16 protein-coding genes and 1 tRNA gene are annotated in these 16257 nt (G+C 29.8%); 10 read left to right on the top strand and 7 right to left on the bottom strand.

Going from position 1 to position 16257, the window contains the following annotated elements:
• Window positions 1–5 precede the first annotated feature (5 nt).
• Both Q1A15_RS09645 and Q1A15_RS09640 read right to left on the bottom strand, forming a co-directional pair.
• On the bottom strand, window positions 6–1415 hold the full coding sequence (locus Q1A15_RS09645) for a TolC family protein (protein ID WP_299622522.1): 1410 nt from the start codon (window positions 1413–1415) through the stop codon (window positions 6–8).
• 5 nt (window positions 1416–1420) lie between these two features.
• Window positions 1421–2029, bottom strand: a complete 609-nt coding sequence (locus tag Q1A15_RS09640; RefSeq protein WP_299622519.1) for a TetR/AcrR family transcriptional regulator — start codon at window positions 2027–2029, stop codon at window positions 1421–1423.
• Window positions 2030–2156: 127 nt separating this feature from the next.
• Here Q1A15_RS09640 and Q1A15_RS09635 point away from each other — a divergent pair, with 127 nt between their 5' ends.
• Window positions 2157–3128 carry a polyprenyl synthetase family protein gene (locus tag Q1A15_RS09635; protein WP_299622516.1) on the top strand — a complete coding sequence of 324 codons (972 nt, stop codon included), beginning with the start codon at window positions 2157–2159 and terminating at the stop codon, window positions 3126–3128.
• Between the two features lie 52 nt (window positions 3129–3180).
• Window positions 3181–3254, top strand: a tRNA-Ile gene (locus tag Q1A15_RS09630).
• 235 nt (window positions 3255–3489) lie between these two features.
• On the opposite strand, the gene Q1A15_RS09625 is transcribed toward Q1A15_RS09630, so the two are convergent.
• From Q1A15_RS09625 to Q1A15_RS09605, 5 genes are all read right to left on the bottom strand, one after another.
• Entirely contained in the window at window positions 3490–4413 is a 924-nt protein-coding gene (locus Q1A15_RS09625; protein WP_299622513.1) for a hypothetical protein, read from the bottom strand.
• The gene (locus Q1A15_RS09620; RefSeq protein ID WP_299622510.1) at window positions 4414–7236 is read right to left on the bottom strand and encodes an ATP-binding protein; all 2823 of its coding nucleotides are present in this window, start codon (window positions 7234–7236) and stop codon (window positions 4414–4416) included.
• Window positions 7229–8824 carry a DNA cytosine methyltransferase gene (locus Q1A15_RS09615; RefSeq protein ID WP_299622507.1) on the bottom strand — a complete coding sequence of 532 codons (1596 nt, stop codon included), beginning with the start codon at window positions 8822–8824 and terminating at the stop codon, window positions 7229–7231. Before Q1A15_RS09615 ends, Q1A15_RS09620 begins: the two co-directional genes overlap by 8 nt.
• 164 nt (window positions 8825–8988) lie before the next feature.
• On the bottom strand, window positions 8989–9210 hold the full coding sequence (locus Q1A15_RS09610; protein ID WP_299622504.1) for a helix-turn-helix transcriptional regulator: 222 nt from the start codon (window positions 9208–9210) through the stop codon (window positions 8989–8991).
• A gap of 157 nt (window positions 9211–9367) precedes the next feature.
• Window positions 9368–10123, bottom strand: a complete 756-nt coding sequence (locus Q1A15_RS09605; RefSeq protein ID WP_299622501.1) for a helix-turn-helix transcriptional regulator — start codon at window positions 10121–10123, stop codon at window positions 9368–9370.
• 250 nt (window positions 10124–10373) lie between these two features.
• Here Q1A15_RS09605 and Q1A15_RS09600 point away from each other — a divergent pair, with 250 nt between their 5' ends.
• The 8 genes from Q1A15_RS09600 (at window position 10374) to Q1A15_RS09565 (ending at window position 16190) form a co-directional block, all read left to right on the top strand.
• The gene (locus tag Q1A15_RS09600) at window positions 10374–11984 is read left to right on the top strand and encodes a vitamin K epoxide reductase family protein (RefSeq protein ID WP_299622498.1); all 1611 of its coding nucleotides are present in this window, start codon (window positions 10374–10376) and stop codon (window positions 11982–11984) included.
• A 124-nt stretch (window positions 11985–12108) separates the two neighbouring features.
• Window positions 12109–12363 carry a hypothetical protein gene (locus Q1A15_RS09595; protein WP_299622495.1) on the top strand — a complete coding sequence of 85 codons (255 nt, stop codon included), beginning with the start codon at window positions 12109–12111 and terminating at the stop codon, window positions 12361–12363.
• Window positions 12364–12388: 25 nt separating this feature from the next.
• Window positions 12389–12658 carry a hypothetical protein gene (locus Q1A15_RS09590; RefSeq protein WP_299622492.1) on the top strand — a complete coding sequence of 90 codons (270 nt, stop codon included), beginning with the start codon at window positions 12389–12391 and terminating at the stop codon, window positions 12656–12658.
• Between the two features lie 84 nt (window positions 12659–12742).
• Window positions 12743–14929 carry a peptidase domain-containing ABC transporter gene (locus Q1A15_RS09585; protein WP_299622489.1) on the top strand — a complete coding sequence of 729 codons (2187 nt, stop codon included), beginning with the start codon at window positions 12743–12745 and terminating at the stop codon, window positions 14927–14929.
• Window positions 14930–15017: 88 nt separating this feature from the next.
• On the top strand, window positions 15018–15251 hold the full coding sequence (locus Q1A15_RS09580) for a hypothetical protein (RefSeq protein WP_299622486.1): 234 nt from the start codon (window positions 15018–15020) through the stop codon (window positions 15249–15251).
• 210 nt (window positions 15252–15461) lie between these two features.
• Complete coding sequence (locus Q1A15_RS09575; RefSeq protein WP_299622483.1) at window positions 15462–15713, top strand: hypothetical protein; 252 nt, start codon at window positions 15462–15464, stop codon at window positions 15711–15713.
• A gap of 30 nt (window positions 15714–15743) precedes the next feature.
• A complete protein-coding gene (locus Q1A15_RS09570; RefSeq protein WP_299622480.1) occupies window positions 15744–15938 on the top strand; it encodes a hypothetical protein in 195 nt (64 codons plus the stop codon).
• A 9-nt stretch (window positions 15939–15947) separates the two neighbouring features.
• Complete coding sequence (locus tag Q1A15_RS09565) at window positions 15948–16190, top strand: hypothetical protein (protein ID WP_299622477.1); 243 nt, start codon at window positions 15948–15950, stop codon at window positions 16188–16190.
• Window positions 16191–16257 lie beyond the last annotated feature (67 nt).

Raw genomic sequence — 16257 nt, 5'->3', positions numbered from 1 at the left:
GTTGGTTATTTTATAGGTATATTTAATGCTGTTTCTAATTGTGCTTTTTTAGCAATTACGTTTAACATTGATTGCACGTAATTTGTTTGCTGACTATATAATTGATTTTGCGCTTGAGATAAATCAAAACTTGATGATAATCCTTCGAAAAACTTTACTTGTTGTTTCTTCTCAATTCGCTCTGCCAATCTTAAATTTTTCTTTGCTGTATCGAAATTCTCAATACTTAATTGATATTGACTTCTAGCTGTTTGTGCTTGTAAGTCTAATTTTTGTTCAATCTCTTGTAATCTAATCTCAGTATTTTCTAATTCGATTTTTGCTTGTGCAGTTCTTGATCTTCTTCCGAAGCTACTGAAAATCGGAATATTTAATGAAACTCCTAATAAAGAATAATCAAACCATTGTTGCTCCCTATCGAAAAATGAAAACGTATCTGAATTTGCGTTAGCTCCGTAGTTTACAAATGCACTTAACGATGGTAAAGCTTTACTTTTTTCTAACTTTACTAAAAGTTCGTTAGCTCTTTTGTTATTTTCAGCTATTCTGTAATCGATATGATTTTCTAAACTGAAAGTCTTTGATAACAATTCTAAATCAGTATTCTTAACTACCAAGTTTTCTAAGTTATCAGATAGTGCAACTTGCTTTTCAATATTGATTCCTAAAGCAATGTTTAACATTTGATAAGCAATCTTTTTTAACCTTTTTGTGTTATTGATATTGCTTTCTAAGTTTCCTAAAGTAATTTGTAATTGCTCAACGTTTTCTTCTTCAGTTAAACCATTATCAAAAATCTTTTGTGTTTCATTTAAGTTTTTAGATAAAACTTGTTTGTTTCGCTCAAGAATTTCTAACGTTTTTTCTGCTACAAGAACATTTCCGTAAGCATTTACAACAGCTTCTCTAGTAGATAATTCTGTTTTCTCTTTAGCTTGTTCTGAGATTTTTAAATACGTTTTTGCAGATTGTAATCCTACTAAGTAAGAACCATCGAAAATTAACTGACTTAAGGTTACTGCCGCATTTACATTTTGCTTGGTTCCGAATACTAAAGGAATAAAGCCTTCTGGTGGAACTGGTGAACCGTTTGCCGTTAAACCGAAGAAATCTTCTACAGTTTGAATAACAGATTGTCTATTATCAAAAGCTGCTGCAGGCAACAATGATACTTGTTGCTTAAGCCAATATTGATAATCTACTTTGGCGTTAATTTGTGGTAAACCTATAGTCGTTGTTTCCCACTTTCTTTCCTTAGCTGCATCTATATTTTTAGCTGCAACTTTATTATCGTAGTTATTTTTGATTGCATAATCAATAGCATCTTGCATTGATAAGTGCAATACTTTTTCTTGAGCATTCACTACAATGCTCACAAAAAATAAAACAAATACACTTGTTATGTATTTCTTCATTAGTTCTAATTTTGATTAATTATTTTTAGTTGTTTTTCTAATTCTACCAATCCTTTTTCTGTCGCAATGGCTCTTATATGATATTCTAATATCTTATATTCTATTTTCACTAATTCTTGAATATTTTGTCCGTACATGTCGCTTTCAAAAAAACCGAATATCAAAGTGAAATAGAAATCTGTAATTAAAGGCTGTTCTATATCTGCTCTGTATAAACCTTGTTCAATTCCCTTTTTTAAATTATCACTATTGTAATCTTTAAACATGCATACTTCTCTTTCCATTAACTTTGCATAAGTTTCTGGGTAGAACTTCCTAAGCTGAAACATAGGAGATGCTTTAGCATTCTTAAACATTTCTTTAAAAATTGCCTTGATAGCAAATTCTTCTTCTATTGCATTATGATTTTGACTTTTAATTAAATCTATTGTTCCTTCAATAGACTTATGAATCGTTGCACAAGATGCACTTACTAAAGAGGCTTTATTAGAAAAATATTTATATAAGGTCTTTTTAGATACTCCTAACTCACTAGAAATATCATCCATAGTAACGCTTTTAAACCCTAAGGTTAAAAACATTTCTCCTGCTTTGTTTATAATTTTATCTTCCATAATACGGTGCAAAGTTACACAAGGAAACTTAAGAAACAAAAAAAGTTTCCTAAGTTTTAATCATTTTTTAACATTAGCCTTACTCAGTTCTCATAATTGACTTATTTTTGTAACAAAAACTTTACTTTTGGAATTATCTAAATACCAACAATCATTTTTAAACTATCTTAATAATCAAGATTTTAACAGAGAACCTAAAAATCTTTATGCTCCAGTAGACTATATTTTACAATTGGGCGGAAAGCGATTAAGACCTATTCTTACTTTAATTGCTTCTGATATTATTTCAGGTTCTTTTGAGCAAGCTTTGCCAGCTGCTATGGCTGTGGAAACTTTCCATAACTTTACTTTAGTACATGATGATATTATGGATGAAGCTCCGTTACGAAGAGGAAAGGAAACTGTACACCAAAAGTGGGATATTAATACTGGAATTCTTTCTGGTGATGCTATGTTGATCTTAGCGTATCAATATTTTGAGAATTATGAACCAGTAATTTTCCAAAAACTTGCCAAGTTATTTAGTAAAACTGCTATTGAAGTTTGTGATGGACAACAACTTGATGTTGATTTTGAAACTCGTAATGATGTTACTATCGATGAGTATATTAAAATGATTACTTTAAAAACTTCTGTTTTAGTTGGTGCTGCTTTAAAAATGGGAGCTATAGTTGCAGAAGCTTCAGATGATCAAGCTGATGAACTTTATGCTTTTGGAGTAAATCTTGGTATTGCATTTCAATTACAAGATGATTTCTTAGATACTTTTGGAAACCCAGAAACTTTTGGAAAACAAATCGGAGGTGATATTATAGAAAACAAAAAGACTTTCCTTTATTTAAAGTGTTTAGAAGTTGCCAATGAGAATGATCAGGAAAAACTTAAATTTTTCTTCAATCAAAAACTTGAAGATAACGGAACAAAGATAACTGAAGTGACTCGAATCTTTGAACAAAACGATATTCCAAACCTTATTCAAGACTTAATTAAAGATTACACGAATAAATCTTTCGAAAATTTAAAACGACTAAACATCTCAGAATCAGCAAGAGAAAGTTTAATTAATTTCGGAAAAAATTTAATGGTAAGAAAAGTGTAGAAAAAGGCTTTTTAATTTCAAAAAAGTTTTTATTTTTGCAATCCATTTTACTGGTCCTATAGCTCAGTTGGTTAGAGCACCTGACTCATAATCAGGGGGTCCATGGTTCGAGCCCATGTGGGACCACACAAAAAATCCATAACACACTTTTAATTAAGTAGTTATGGATTTCGTGTTTTATAACGTAACAACATTTGTTACAACAATAAAAGATTTCCTCATTTTAACTAATAAAAACTCTTATCTTTAAAAATTAATATTATATAATTCTAAACTTAAATATTTAAGACGGGGGGCTACCCAAAAAAACAAATACCACCCCCGTAAAACATGAAGGGGGTTAGTCATCACACACATTAAATCAATTATTCAAATACACTTTAACCTCATTTAGGTTTTTAAGGTGTTTCTTAAGGTTTTTTCTAATTTCGACACATGAAGCTTCATCAAAGTTTTTACCTCCGTTATTAGTTCTTAAAACAGGTTTTCCTTCAACTTCTATTTCTTTTGAATGAGCTAATTCATTTCTTACATCAAGTACTTCTTCCTTATAACTTGTATTAAACTTTTCTTTTGTACCCAATTTTTCATCACCTAAGAATTCTAAAATCTTTCCTATAGCAAGCTTTCTTTTATCAGCATCATAAATTCTTAACTTATTTAACTCTACAATTGATAAAGTATCATAATTAAGCCCTCCAGCCTTGTTATTATTTCCTTTTGCTGAATCCTTAATCTTTTTAACCAGATATTTAATTAAGTCCTTTCCTTCATCTTTATTTTTATCACAAAAAGCTTCCGTAATATCATCTATAACATTATCTAACTCACTAGTACTAGATAAAACCAGCCCTCTAATAGCACTTATATGTTGTATTTTTTTTATTGTTGATAAAAAAACTTTTTCAAATTTATCTTCAAAATCGCCCCTATTTCTACTAGTATGATAAACTCCATCAATCCATTCAGCCTTAAGCACGTTCCTTATCCCTTCTATATCTTGAGAATAAAAAATCACATCCGTATAAATATCATGATCCCTTATTTTATTTATAATAACATTTCCCCTATCTCCACTATCCAAATTGAAATCAACCAATATTAAATCAAAATCTTTTAAAGGTTCAGGCTGACTTAATAATTCATCAATTTCCTGCTCTCTTGATATTCTTTCATATACAAACTCAAAACCAGCATCTTCAACTACTTCCTTAGGGAACTCAATCGCTGATTCTAACCATTCTGTTTCATTTTCTATCCATAGAATTTTGTAATTCAATCTCATTTATTTTTTAAATTTAAAAGTTAGTTTTATTCCTTTATCTAATCTTTCGGCTTTTACTTCTCCTTTCATTTCACCTATTATTTTTTTCACATGGTAAAGCCCTAATCCAGAACCTCTAGTGGTTGTATATCCTCTATCAAAAATTTGATTTAAATCATCAATTTTAGCATCAAACCCCTTTCCATCATCATAATAATTCATTATTAAAGTATTTTTATCATCAACACTTTCAAACTCAAAAATTAAATTTTTAGCATTCATTTTCTTTGAGTTATTAATTAAATTATCAACTATTATAGTCAACTCAATGGGCTTAAATCTAGTTACATAGCCAATATCCTCATGCTCTATAATTTTAATATTTATTTCTTGACCTAAATGATATTTATAAATATTGAGTATATAATTTTTCAAAAAACTTATTAAATCATCTTCTGTAACCCTAGCAGCAGCCATGAAATTATTCTTAGTAGTAAACTTACTAACTGCTAATATCTTTTTATTAGCCAAAGAGACACGTTCTATAAAATCACGAACCTTATCATTCGTTATTTCTTCTCCTCTATCAATTTTTCTTTTAATGTTTGCCAATAAAGTATCAATAGTATTAGAATCAATTCCTATCTGATGATGTAAATTTAAAACATCTTCAATATCTAATGAATTAACAGACTCTAAAAACCGTACTTGACTTTCCTTCTGCCTCCTTCTTTGCTCTTCCTCAACTCTTCTTGCTCTTTCCCTTCTTGCTTCCTCTTGAGCTTTCAAAGCTTTATACTCTTCTTCTTCTGCCTTTCTTTCTGCTACTTTTCTTTTCTCTTCTTCTTCTTTTGCTTTTCTCTCTGCTTCTTTTCTTCTCTCTTCTTCCTCTCTTCTTTTTTTCTCGGCTTTTTTTCTTCTTTCCTCTTCCTCTTTCCTCTTCCTTTCTTCTTCTTCTTTCTCTTCTAATATTTTATAATAGTCTTGCTCACTTTTTACAACATCTTTTAATAACTTTTCATCCTTTGTTTCTGAAGCTATTAATTTTAACTTCAAAAATGATTGAGGAGAAACTGCATCTATTTTATCATCAATTAATGATAAAAAATTATCGTGATACTTTAAAACTCTAACATTATCTTTTTCTACTAAATCACCTACTAAATCAACAATTTGTTCATAAGAATCAAAATCTAACTTTTGGTCATCTTTTTTAGTTCTTTTTTTAATTTTCCACAAAATCGGAGTAACAAAATTCTCTAACTTTATTAGAGTCAACCTTAAAAAAGTTTCCAACTCTTTAGTCCCACTAGTTTCGATAAGCCCCCCGTCTCTACTTGAAGTTTCCCTAAACCCCTCTGTTTTTCCCCAAATTTCAATATCTCCAATTAAATCTCTTGTTCCAATATATCTAGCATAACCCTGAGATTTTCTTGAATCTATTCCAAAAGTATCATCTCCTGGTTCACCAACAGGGAAAATCCTAAAACCATTATTAAAAAGAAAAACAGAACCAAATCCTCTAGAAGACACCCCCATTAAATGTTTAAAGTTAATTTTAGCAGATGTATTGAGGTAAAATAAATTTATTCTAGAACCTGAAGGGATATGTAAATAGGGATTCTCTTCTTTAATTTCATATATTAAATTACCTCTATCATTTAACTCGGTAATAATATAATCTTCATCATCACTAATGTAAGATTTTATACTCGTAGTTTTTAAGTTAAGTGTCTCAAAAACAAAATTCTCAACCTTCCCATTAACAACATCTCTATTACTAAACCCATCTTTTTCCCTTACTTCTTTATCTCTCTCTCTTTCTCTTTCACAAATTATCTCAATATCAAAATCTGAACTCCTACCACTAAAAGAAGCAAATGGATTAATTAATTTTTCTAACGACTTCTTTAACTGTAGTATTCTTTTTCTATCCCAAACTGACCTTAATTCTGATATTTCTAAAATTAAACCATTTTCAAAGTTTTTATATTCAATAGAACTAGGGTTATTATATTTTATATCAATATTTTGAAACTCTTCTTCAGCATCGAACTCGAAATCATCCCAACTGAACTCTAGTTGCCATAATTTTGAGCTTTTAGTAACTTTTTTCGTTATTAACTTCAGTTTAGCTCCTAATCTATCTGTGGAAAACCTACCAACACCTTTAGCTCCTGCATAATTATTCCTTAAAAGTAATTTATCTCTGTAACTAGAATTATTACTCTTTAATAATTCTTCATCTTCTTTTCCTTCATTTTTTGCAGAATAAGCTACAAACAACCATTTATTAATTAGGTCATGCTTATTCATACCTTTTCCAGAGTCTTTTATTATAATTTTATCTTCTAGAAAAACTATTTCTACTTTTTTGGAATGGGCATCAAAGGAGTTCTTAACCAATTCAAAAACTGCAATAAATTCATCAGTAATTAAGTCTTTTCCTATTATATTTTTTAATTTGGAGCTAATTCTAAATTTAAAATCTTCAAAATCTCCTCTAGCTTTTCTCTTCTCTTCTAATTTTTTTTCTTTTTCTTTTTCTAAGTTTTCTAACTCATTTTTTTTCTCATTCCATATTTTAGGAATCAATTTATTATAATTAGCTCTTCCCGTCTTTTTGGTATCAACCGCTCTAAAACCTAAAAGTTGATTTTCTACCGACCTAATAGTCCTCCCTAATTCAGAAGATAAAGCATGTATTTTAGGGTTGTTCTCATGTATCCCTTTTCCTTCTAACTCTACATACAATTCATATACCCTCTCTAATTCATCTCTCGTAAATGTTTTTCCTGAAAGATTATTTTTTTCTCCTCCTTTTACTCTTTTATACTTAGCCATTTTTTTCTATTTTTCTTAATATAGCTCTAATATTTTTACCTAAAGATAGTGCTAACAAAGGAGGAACAGCATTACCGACTTGTGTATATTGAGGCACTTCAAATTTCCTCATCTTACCTCCAGTTGTCACCTTTGACTTGAACTCAAACCAATCGGGAAATGATTGAATTCTTGCCATTTCTCGAACCGTTAGAGTTCTAGGCTGCTCAATATGATAATGACATATATCATCTGGAATTGTTAACTGAGCTGGAGCAGGTTCAAATTCTTTGAGAGCTCTTTGTGAATGTTTTTTTGTTGGTATAGAATCTATTAATTTTTCTACCTCTTTAATTGTCTTTGGCTTTTTATAATACTCTTCTTTTCTTGAATCTCTGAATAATAAGTTATAATTCGAAAACTCTTTAATCAGCTTTTCTTTATCTTCATCAGAAACTTTCTTTCCTGTAAACAACTCAGTTGCACTCTTCTTTAAACCATTTCTAAATTCTGATATAACTTGATAAAACCTAAACCTTGATTTGATTGTAAAACTATGGGTTCTAGGTTCATGATTTTTTAGAACATTATTTTCATTTTTATTCTTAAAACTTTCATTAAGAGACTCAATATAACTACCTTTCATATCTTCTAATATGTAGTCAATATCAGTTCTTCTAATATCCCCTATAGCCTCATTTACACCTATAAAACTCTTTTCAAAGTGACTTATTTTAGGCAATAAAGTTCCATCAAAACACTCTGGCTCATTTTCTATATCATAATATTTAAAATCTTTGATAGTAACATTCTCTAATTCTTCTCTATTACTATTTACTAAATTGTAAAATGTTCTTGATTTTTTTAAAATAGTTTTATTCACCTCGGTTTTAAATATCCTATCAAAAATATCTTCTCTAAAAGCTTGAAGAATAAACCTAGGTCTATTTTGAGGCACTCCAAAATATTTAGAGTTTAACATCATGCACACTGGCACATAACCCTCTAAAGAAAAAGCTTTAGAAACTTCTAACCAAGCATAGTATTTATTTCCTTCTTCTTTAAATGGTGATGTTATACCCTTAACATTTTCTAAAAGAACTGCCTTTGGTCTTATTAGACCTGTTAATCTAGCAAAAGATAAAGGCAATAAATTTTTCGAATCATTCTTAATTCTCTTACCTGCTAAGCTAAAACTTTGACATGGTGGTCCTCCTGAAATTAAATCAACATCTAATTCTACTAAAGATTTTTGAATTTTCTCATTGTTAGTAATTTTTTCCAATAATAAGTCCACATTCCCTATTAAGAGTTTTTTGTCTTCAATATTAAATAACTCCATATCAGAAAATCCTCCTTTTTCAGCTTCAAATGGATTTTCTCTGAGTCTAGACTCAATATTATTTCTATTATAATTACTCCCTAACCATAAAACCTTGTCAGATTCATTATCTGACAAACTATTACTTAACAAATTATAAGCATACGTTTCTCCTGCCATTGGGGATAATTCATTTGCAAATACTAAATCAAAACCTGCATTTTCTAATCCCAAACTCATTCCTCCACATCCAGAAAAAAGTTCAATATATTTCAGTTTCTTACTCAATCTCCTATATAACTTTATAAACCTCGAAATATAACCATATTATTGCTACGGTACAAGATTTTCATTTTTCCTATAATACTCTACTAGTTAAATTAGTTTGTTAAAAAAACAACTCAAAACTGGTAAAAATACCTATGCATAATAGAGGGTCTTTGTTTAATACATCAAAAACCTTTTTTAAAAAATTCATGTAAGCTGACTTCAAAATAAGAACAAATTTTATTCAATGTTATAAAAGATGCGTCTCTTTTTCCTTGCTCTATTCTCCCAAAATGAATTCCTGTATCGTTATAGGCTTGTTCCTGAGTTACTCCTTTTTGATTTCTTAATTCTTTTACTCTCTTGGCTAACGAAGTTAGGATAGCCTTTTCTTCTTTATTATCCATGACAGCAAGGTCATTTTTTAGAGTAAAAATATTAATGACTATTCGGTCATTACCTTTATATTTGCCTTACGCCCAACATCTAAGATAAATTTGACATAAAAAAAGTAATGCTTTAAAATTATTAATTTTTGTTTTTATACTGTTAGCAATCAGAAAACTATCGCTCTCCTATAATTTTTATAAGTTCAGAGACCTTATTTACATTCAGTTTTTTATACATATTCTTTATATGTGTATTTACTGTATGTAGAGAAGTATTTTGTTTTAATGCAATTTCTTTTCTTGACAAACCACTAATTAGTAATTGAGAAATTATGTTTTCAGTTTTGGTTAACTTCACATTTTTGTAACTTAGTTTTTCTTCAAACAAAGTGGTTTGCTTTTCGTTTTCATTTAAACGTACAATTCCTTTTACTCCATTTAATTCCTGACTAGATTCATAGCATAAACCTGTAGATAAAATGGGCACATTATTAACATCAAACTTCGTGTACGAACTAAACTCTACTAGCTGAACAATCTTTCCTGTAGATTTATGCTTTACCTTATAATAAATTTCAAATACAATTTTTCCTTGCTGAGTAACGTTTAAGTTTTTTGAAAACTCATTCATTTTAGGAAATAAATCATTTGATAGTAATTCAAAATCTTTTTCGAGCATTATTTTAGGTAAAATAGCCATTCCTAAATCATAGAAATCAGAAGTATTATAACCTGTAAAACTGTAACAAGCATTATTAACATATTCATACTTCATTGTATTTAAATTCAAAATATAGAATAACGAGTTTGAATTAATACCTATATCACCTAATACTTTATACTTTTCTAAAAACGAGTTAAGATCGTTTTTATCTATAACATTAGAGTTGTGAAGTTCCTCTATATGCTTTTTTAAAATTTCTCCCTTCATTTAATATTCTTAACGTTTGCTAATTTAATAAGTAAAATAATTTTCAACGAATCCCTTCTACTTTTTTGAAAATCAATAATTTTTTAACTTTTAAATTACCTTTTCAAGATAAAAAACACAATCTTATTAAAAAGAAAAAAATGTTAAATTTAACAACAAGAAATTGGTTATTTAAAAAAAATTGTAACTTTATTGGCATCAACCAATAAATTAAATTGGTATTTCTAAGTTGAAATACCGTTGCCTCCCTATGAAAAATGCATTATCTCTGATAGTACAAAAGTTACTATCTTATAACGGAATTGTTTATGATAAGAAAGAATTAGCCTTTCAAATTCAAAGTCATCCTTCTTATCCAAGTTTACACGCAATTACAGGAGTTTTAGATCATTTCAATATTGAAAATATTGCTGCTGAAGTTCCAACTGACAGTCAAACGCTACAACAACTACCAGATAGTTTTATTGCTCAAGTTTCAACAGACAAAGGAAACGATCTTGTTACCGTTAAAAGAAATCCTAAAAACGCTATTTACACATTAGTTAGCGGAGAAGATAATAAAGAAAAGAAATTATCTGAAGGTGAATTTTTAACTCAGTTTACAGGTATTATTGTTGCTGTTGAAAAAACTGATGATATTACAACAACTAAAGAAGAAAGCAAAGTCAAGAGTATTGCTCTCGCAGCTATTGCTTCTGCCATTGTAATATTTTTACTTATTAATAGAGAAACCAGTATTACTTCTTTTGCTTATACGATCCTTTCTATTCTAGGAGTTATAACTAGTTACAGTATTTTAAAACAAGAATTAGGTGAAAGTACAGCTATTGGAAATGCTTTTTGTTCTGGTACTGATGAGAAAAAAGATTGTGATGCAGTATTAAACTCGAAAGGAGCTGAAATAATTAAAGGACATAAATTAAGTGATTTAAGTATCATTTATTTTTCAAGTGTCTTGTTAACTTCTCTCCTATCAGGAAACCTAAGCACATTATATTTAATCAGCTTAGCTTCATTACCAATCACGGTATACTCAATTTACTACCAATACAAAGTTGTTAAATCTTGGTGTTTATTATGTTTAACAATTGTTGGAGTTTTATGGCTACAAGCTTCGTTAGCTTTTATTGGTAACAATCCTGTTACTTTATTCAATAGTATAGATGTTACAACAATCGCCGTAACAGTACTTTCTTTTGTTGCTACATATTTAGCATGGAGTTTTACTAAACCTAGAGCTAAAGAATTGAGTGAATTACAAAAAGAGAAAATAGATTTTGTAAAGTTTAAACGAAATTTCAACTTATTTAACAGCTTACTTGTAAAATCACCAAGTTTAAATACTGCAATAGATTCTCCGAATGAAATTATTTTTGGAAACAAAGATGCTGCTCTTGAAATCATTACGGTAACAAATCCTTTTTGCGGACACTGTAAAGGAGTGCATGAAATCGTAGATGAAATATTAAAAAAATACAACGACCTTGTTAAAATCGTTATTCGATTTAATGTTGGTATAGATGATCTTGAAAACCCTGGAGTTAAAGTAACAACTACTTTAATAGACTTATACAACAGAGGGCAAATTGAAGATTGTAAAATTGCTTTAGACGAAATATACAGCGGAAAAAATCACGAAAAATGGCTAGAAAAATGGAACAAAAACGACCACACTACGAATCCAATTGAAGTTTTAAAATCTGAGAAAGATTGGTGCGTTGCTAATGGAATAAACTTTACTCCAGAAATTCTTATTAACGGTAAATCTTATCCGAAAGAGTACAACAGACCTGACTTAATTTTCTTTATTGAAGATTTAGAAGAAAGTTGTAGTAACATCCCACAACATACAGAACTATAAAATATAAGCAAAGTCGTTTTCACGACTTTGCTTTTTTGAACAATATTCTCTCGCGAAGAATAGACACACTCGGTGAGTGTCTTAAAATGTTCGCCACAAATGTAGTTTTAAAATTTTAATTATTATGAAAAAATTAATTTTAAACTTAGGAAAGGCTTTAGACAAGCAAAAATTAAAAGAAATTAATGGAGGCAGAAGATTCATAGCATTTTGTGATGCTAATGGAGAATGCCCTCAAGGAAGTTATTGTGATAACCACTTATGTTACGAAGACAACTCTGATAATGGAGGAGGAAATGGCGGCGGAAACGGTGGTGGAATTGGATGTACATTACCAACTCACTTCTGTGTAGATGAATTTGATACATGTTGTATCTAAACCAATAACCTTTTATTTTTTAATTATGAAGAAACACATTTTAAACTTAGGAAAAGCTTTAAACAAAAAACAATTAAAAGAAGTTAAAGGGGGACTTTTTTTTCACAGAAGAACTGGATCTGGAACATGGTGTAAATATTCATGTACCTTAATGATTGGATCTGGTAGAGCAAGTTTAGACGGAGGACAATCACAAAGTTGCTATCTAGAACTTCCTTATTTCGTATATAATCATCCTGTTTGTCGTCCATCAAACGGCGGAGGAGACGGACCAATAGACGGTCCAATGGCTTAGAATATTTCATTTTTTAAAATTAGATATTGTATTAATCAACCAAACTGGAGAGCTTTATGTTCTCCAGTATTTTAAATAAATTACTTGAGAAAATTTCCACATTATAAACAAACTGAAGCAAAGGATTGCGGACCTACTTGTATAAAAATTATAGCTAAACATTATGGTAAAACTATAAACACGCAACAGCTAAGAGAATTAAGTGAAACAACACGAGAAGGAAGTAGTTTACTTGGTTTAAGTGATGCTGTTGAATCTATGGGATTCAAATCTCTTGGTATCAAATTAGCTTTTGAAAAATTAAAAGAAGCTCCGTTACCTTGTATTGTACACTGGAACAAAAACCACTACGTAGTTCTTTATAAAATCAAAAAGAACAGTGTTTATATTTCAGATCCAGCTCACGGTTTAATTACACTAACCAAAGAAGAATTTATAAAGCATTGGATTGGAAACAATGCTGATGAAAACACAGAAGAAGGTATTGCTTTACTAGTAGAACCTACTGCTGCATTTTACTCTCAAGAATTTGAAGAAGATGAAAAGTTTGGGTTTTCTTTCATCTTTAGATATCTAATCAAATACAAAAAATTCATTGCACAGTTAATTATTGGATTATTAGCTGGAAGTTTACTGCAACTGATATTACCTTTTTTAACGCAAAGTGTAGTTGATGTTGGTATTAAGAATCAGGATTTAAATTTCGTATATCTTATTCTATTTGCTCAATTGTTTCTTTTCTTCGGAAAAGCATCTCTTGAAATTATTAGAAGCTGGATTTTACTTCACTTAAGTACGAGAATAAACATCTCATTAATCTCTGATTTCTTTATTAAATTAATGAAACTTCCTATTTCTTACTTCGATGTAAGAATGACAGGAGATTTATTACAAAGAATTAACGATCATAAAAGAATCGAGAGAATTTTAACGACATCGTCTTTAACTGTTCTATTCTCATTTATAAACTTAATTATATTCAGTTTCGTTTTAGGTTTTTACAGCTTACAGATCTTTGGTGTTTTCGTATTAGGAAGTGTACTTTACTTTACTTGGGTACTATTCTTCTTCAAGAAAAGAAAAGAACTCGATTATAAAAGATTCTCAGAGGTAAGTCAAGAACAAAGTAAGGTTATTGAGCTTATTAATGGAATGCAAGAAATTAAATTGCATAATGCTGAGCGTCGCATGCGATGGAACTGGGAATATGTTCAAGCACGATTATTTAAAGTTGCTACAAAGAGCTTAGCTTTAGAACAAACACAAAGTGTAGGTTCTAATTTTATCAATGAGCTTAAAAACATGTTCATTACTATTTTATCTGCTAAGCTTGTTATTGATGGAGATATCACTTTAGGTATGATGATGGCCATTAGTTACATTGTTGGACAATTAAATGGTCCGATTATGCAACTGATCAATTTCATGAGAGACGTTCAAGATGCTCAAATATCTTTAGATCGTTTAGGTGAAATTCACAACATGGAGGATGAAGAAAAACCTGGCGACGAAAAAGTTGTAAATATCCCGGTAAACAAAGCTATACAACTAAAAAATGTTTCGTTTAGATATACCGGAGGATTAGAACCTGTTATCAAAGACTTATCGTTAGAAATTCCAGCAAATAAAACCACAGCAATTGTTGGAGTAAGTGGTAGTGGTAAAACTACTTTAATGAAACTTTTACTTGGTTTCTATCAAATAGAAAAAGGAGAAATTATGGTAGGTAATTTCAACTTAAAAAATATTTCACAAAAAGAATGGAGAAGGAATTGTGGTGTGGTAATGCAAGAAGGTTATATTTTTAATGACAGTATTGCTAAAAACATTGCCGTTGGAGAAGATTATGTAGATAAAGAAAAATTAAGTCATGCTATTAATGTTGCCAATATTTCTGATTACATCGAAGCATTACCTTTAGGATACAACACTAAAATTGGTAGCGAAGGAAATGGTTTAAGTACAGGACAAAAGCAACGTATGTTAATTGCTAGATCTGTATATAAAGACCCGAAATTCTTATTTTTTGATGAAGCAACATCTGCTTTAGATGCAAATAATGAAAAAGTAATCATGGAGAATTTAAATAACTTTTTTGCTGATAAAACTGCGGTTGTAATCGCACACCGTTTAAGTACAGTAAAAAATGCTCATCAAATTGTTGTTCTAGATCAAGGTAAAGTTGTAGAGCAAGGAAATCATGAAGAACTTATTAAATTAAAAGGAAGTTATTATCACCTAGTTAAGAATCAACTTGAACTAGGGAACTAAACATATAACAATATTATCGCGAAGATAGACACAAACCTTGAGTGTCTTTAAATGTTCAGGGATTTATTTTTTTAAAATCTATATAATTATGAAAAAATCAATCTTAAATGTAGGTAAAGCTTTAAACAAAGCTGAACAAAAAAAGGTTACAGGTGGAGAACCTTTCCAATGTGCATATTATCGTCAATACAATCTTTGTTTTGGACCTCTTCCAGGATGTCAACCATGCGGTCGTATTGATGACTATGTAAACGCTAGAGAATGTGGTTTATTTACTCATGTTAGCTGTGAAGACGGAGGAGGATTCTCAGGAGGATTCTAAAATATCCAAATCATGAGAAAATCAATTTTAAATCTAGGAAAAGCAATAAACAAATCTCAGCAGAAAAAAATAAGTGGTGGGGTTGGTATAAGCTCTTGTAACGTTGATTCAGATTGTCCAAGTTGTGAAAATACAGGTTGCCCAGTAGGCTCTGTAATTTGTTACACTTGTGTATTTAACATCTGTATCGGAAACTGTTAATCAGATAGAATGAAAAAATCAATTATAGATTTAGGTAAAGTTCTTAATAAACAAGAACAAATTAATATAAAAGGTAGTAGCGATATACAATTACCAGCTTGTACATGTAATTACAGTACTGGTAGATGGAGTCATCCAATATGTGGAAACTTCGATTGTAGAGAAATTGAAATTGAAAATCCTATTGGTCCTTCACCGATTGGACCTCCAATAGATTTAACTTCTTTTTGCTTACTAAACCCTACACATCCTTTGTGCTAGGACAACATCAATTATTTTAATTAAAAAAACATGAAAAAATCAATTTTAAACATAGGAAAAGCTTTAGATAGAAAAGCACAACAAAATATTAACGGTGGAGGTTTTGGATCTACTTGTTCTGGATTTGCACAATACCCAGTTAGCTCTTGTAACCAATGTGTAAACACAATTATACCTAACGGCCCAACTTTCTGTTTCAGAAATTGTTGTGTTCAAGCTTACTAATAAAACATTATGAAAAATTCTATTTTAAACATAGGTAAAGTTCTTAACAAAAAAGAACTTTTGAACATAAAAGGTTCTTCTGTAACAGGGAGCTTTTTAGAAAGCAGATGTTACGCTGAACAAAGTTCTTGTTTAGCTGCACTTAGTTCTGTTTTAGGATATGGAGCCAACCCTAATGATGGTCGTTGTGTTTCTTGCATAACAGAATCTGGAGAATCTGGTTTTAAAGTTAGAGTAGGATCAGTATTGTAAACAAAATAAAGAAACATTCATTCGACATAAAAAGCTATGAATTTTCTTTATTTATATTTAAAATTAA

The sequence above is a fragment of the uncultured Tenacibaculum sp. genome, from assembly GCF_947495995.1.
GTDB lineage: Bacteria > Bacteroidota > Bacteroidia > Flavobacteriales > Flavobacteriaceae > Polaribacter.
The sequence above is the reverse complement of the archived record's forward strand: the minus strand, read 5'-3'. Positions and strand labels throughout refer to the sequence as shown.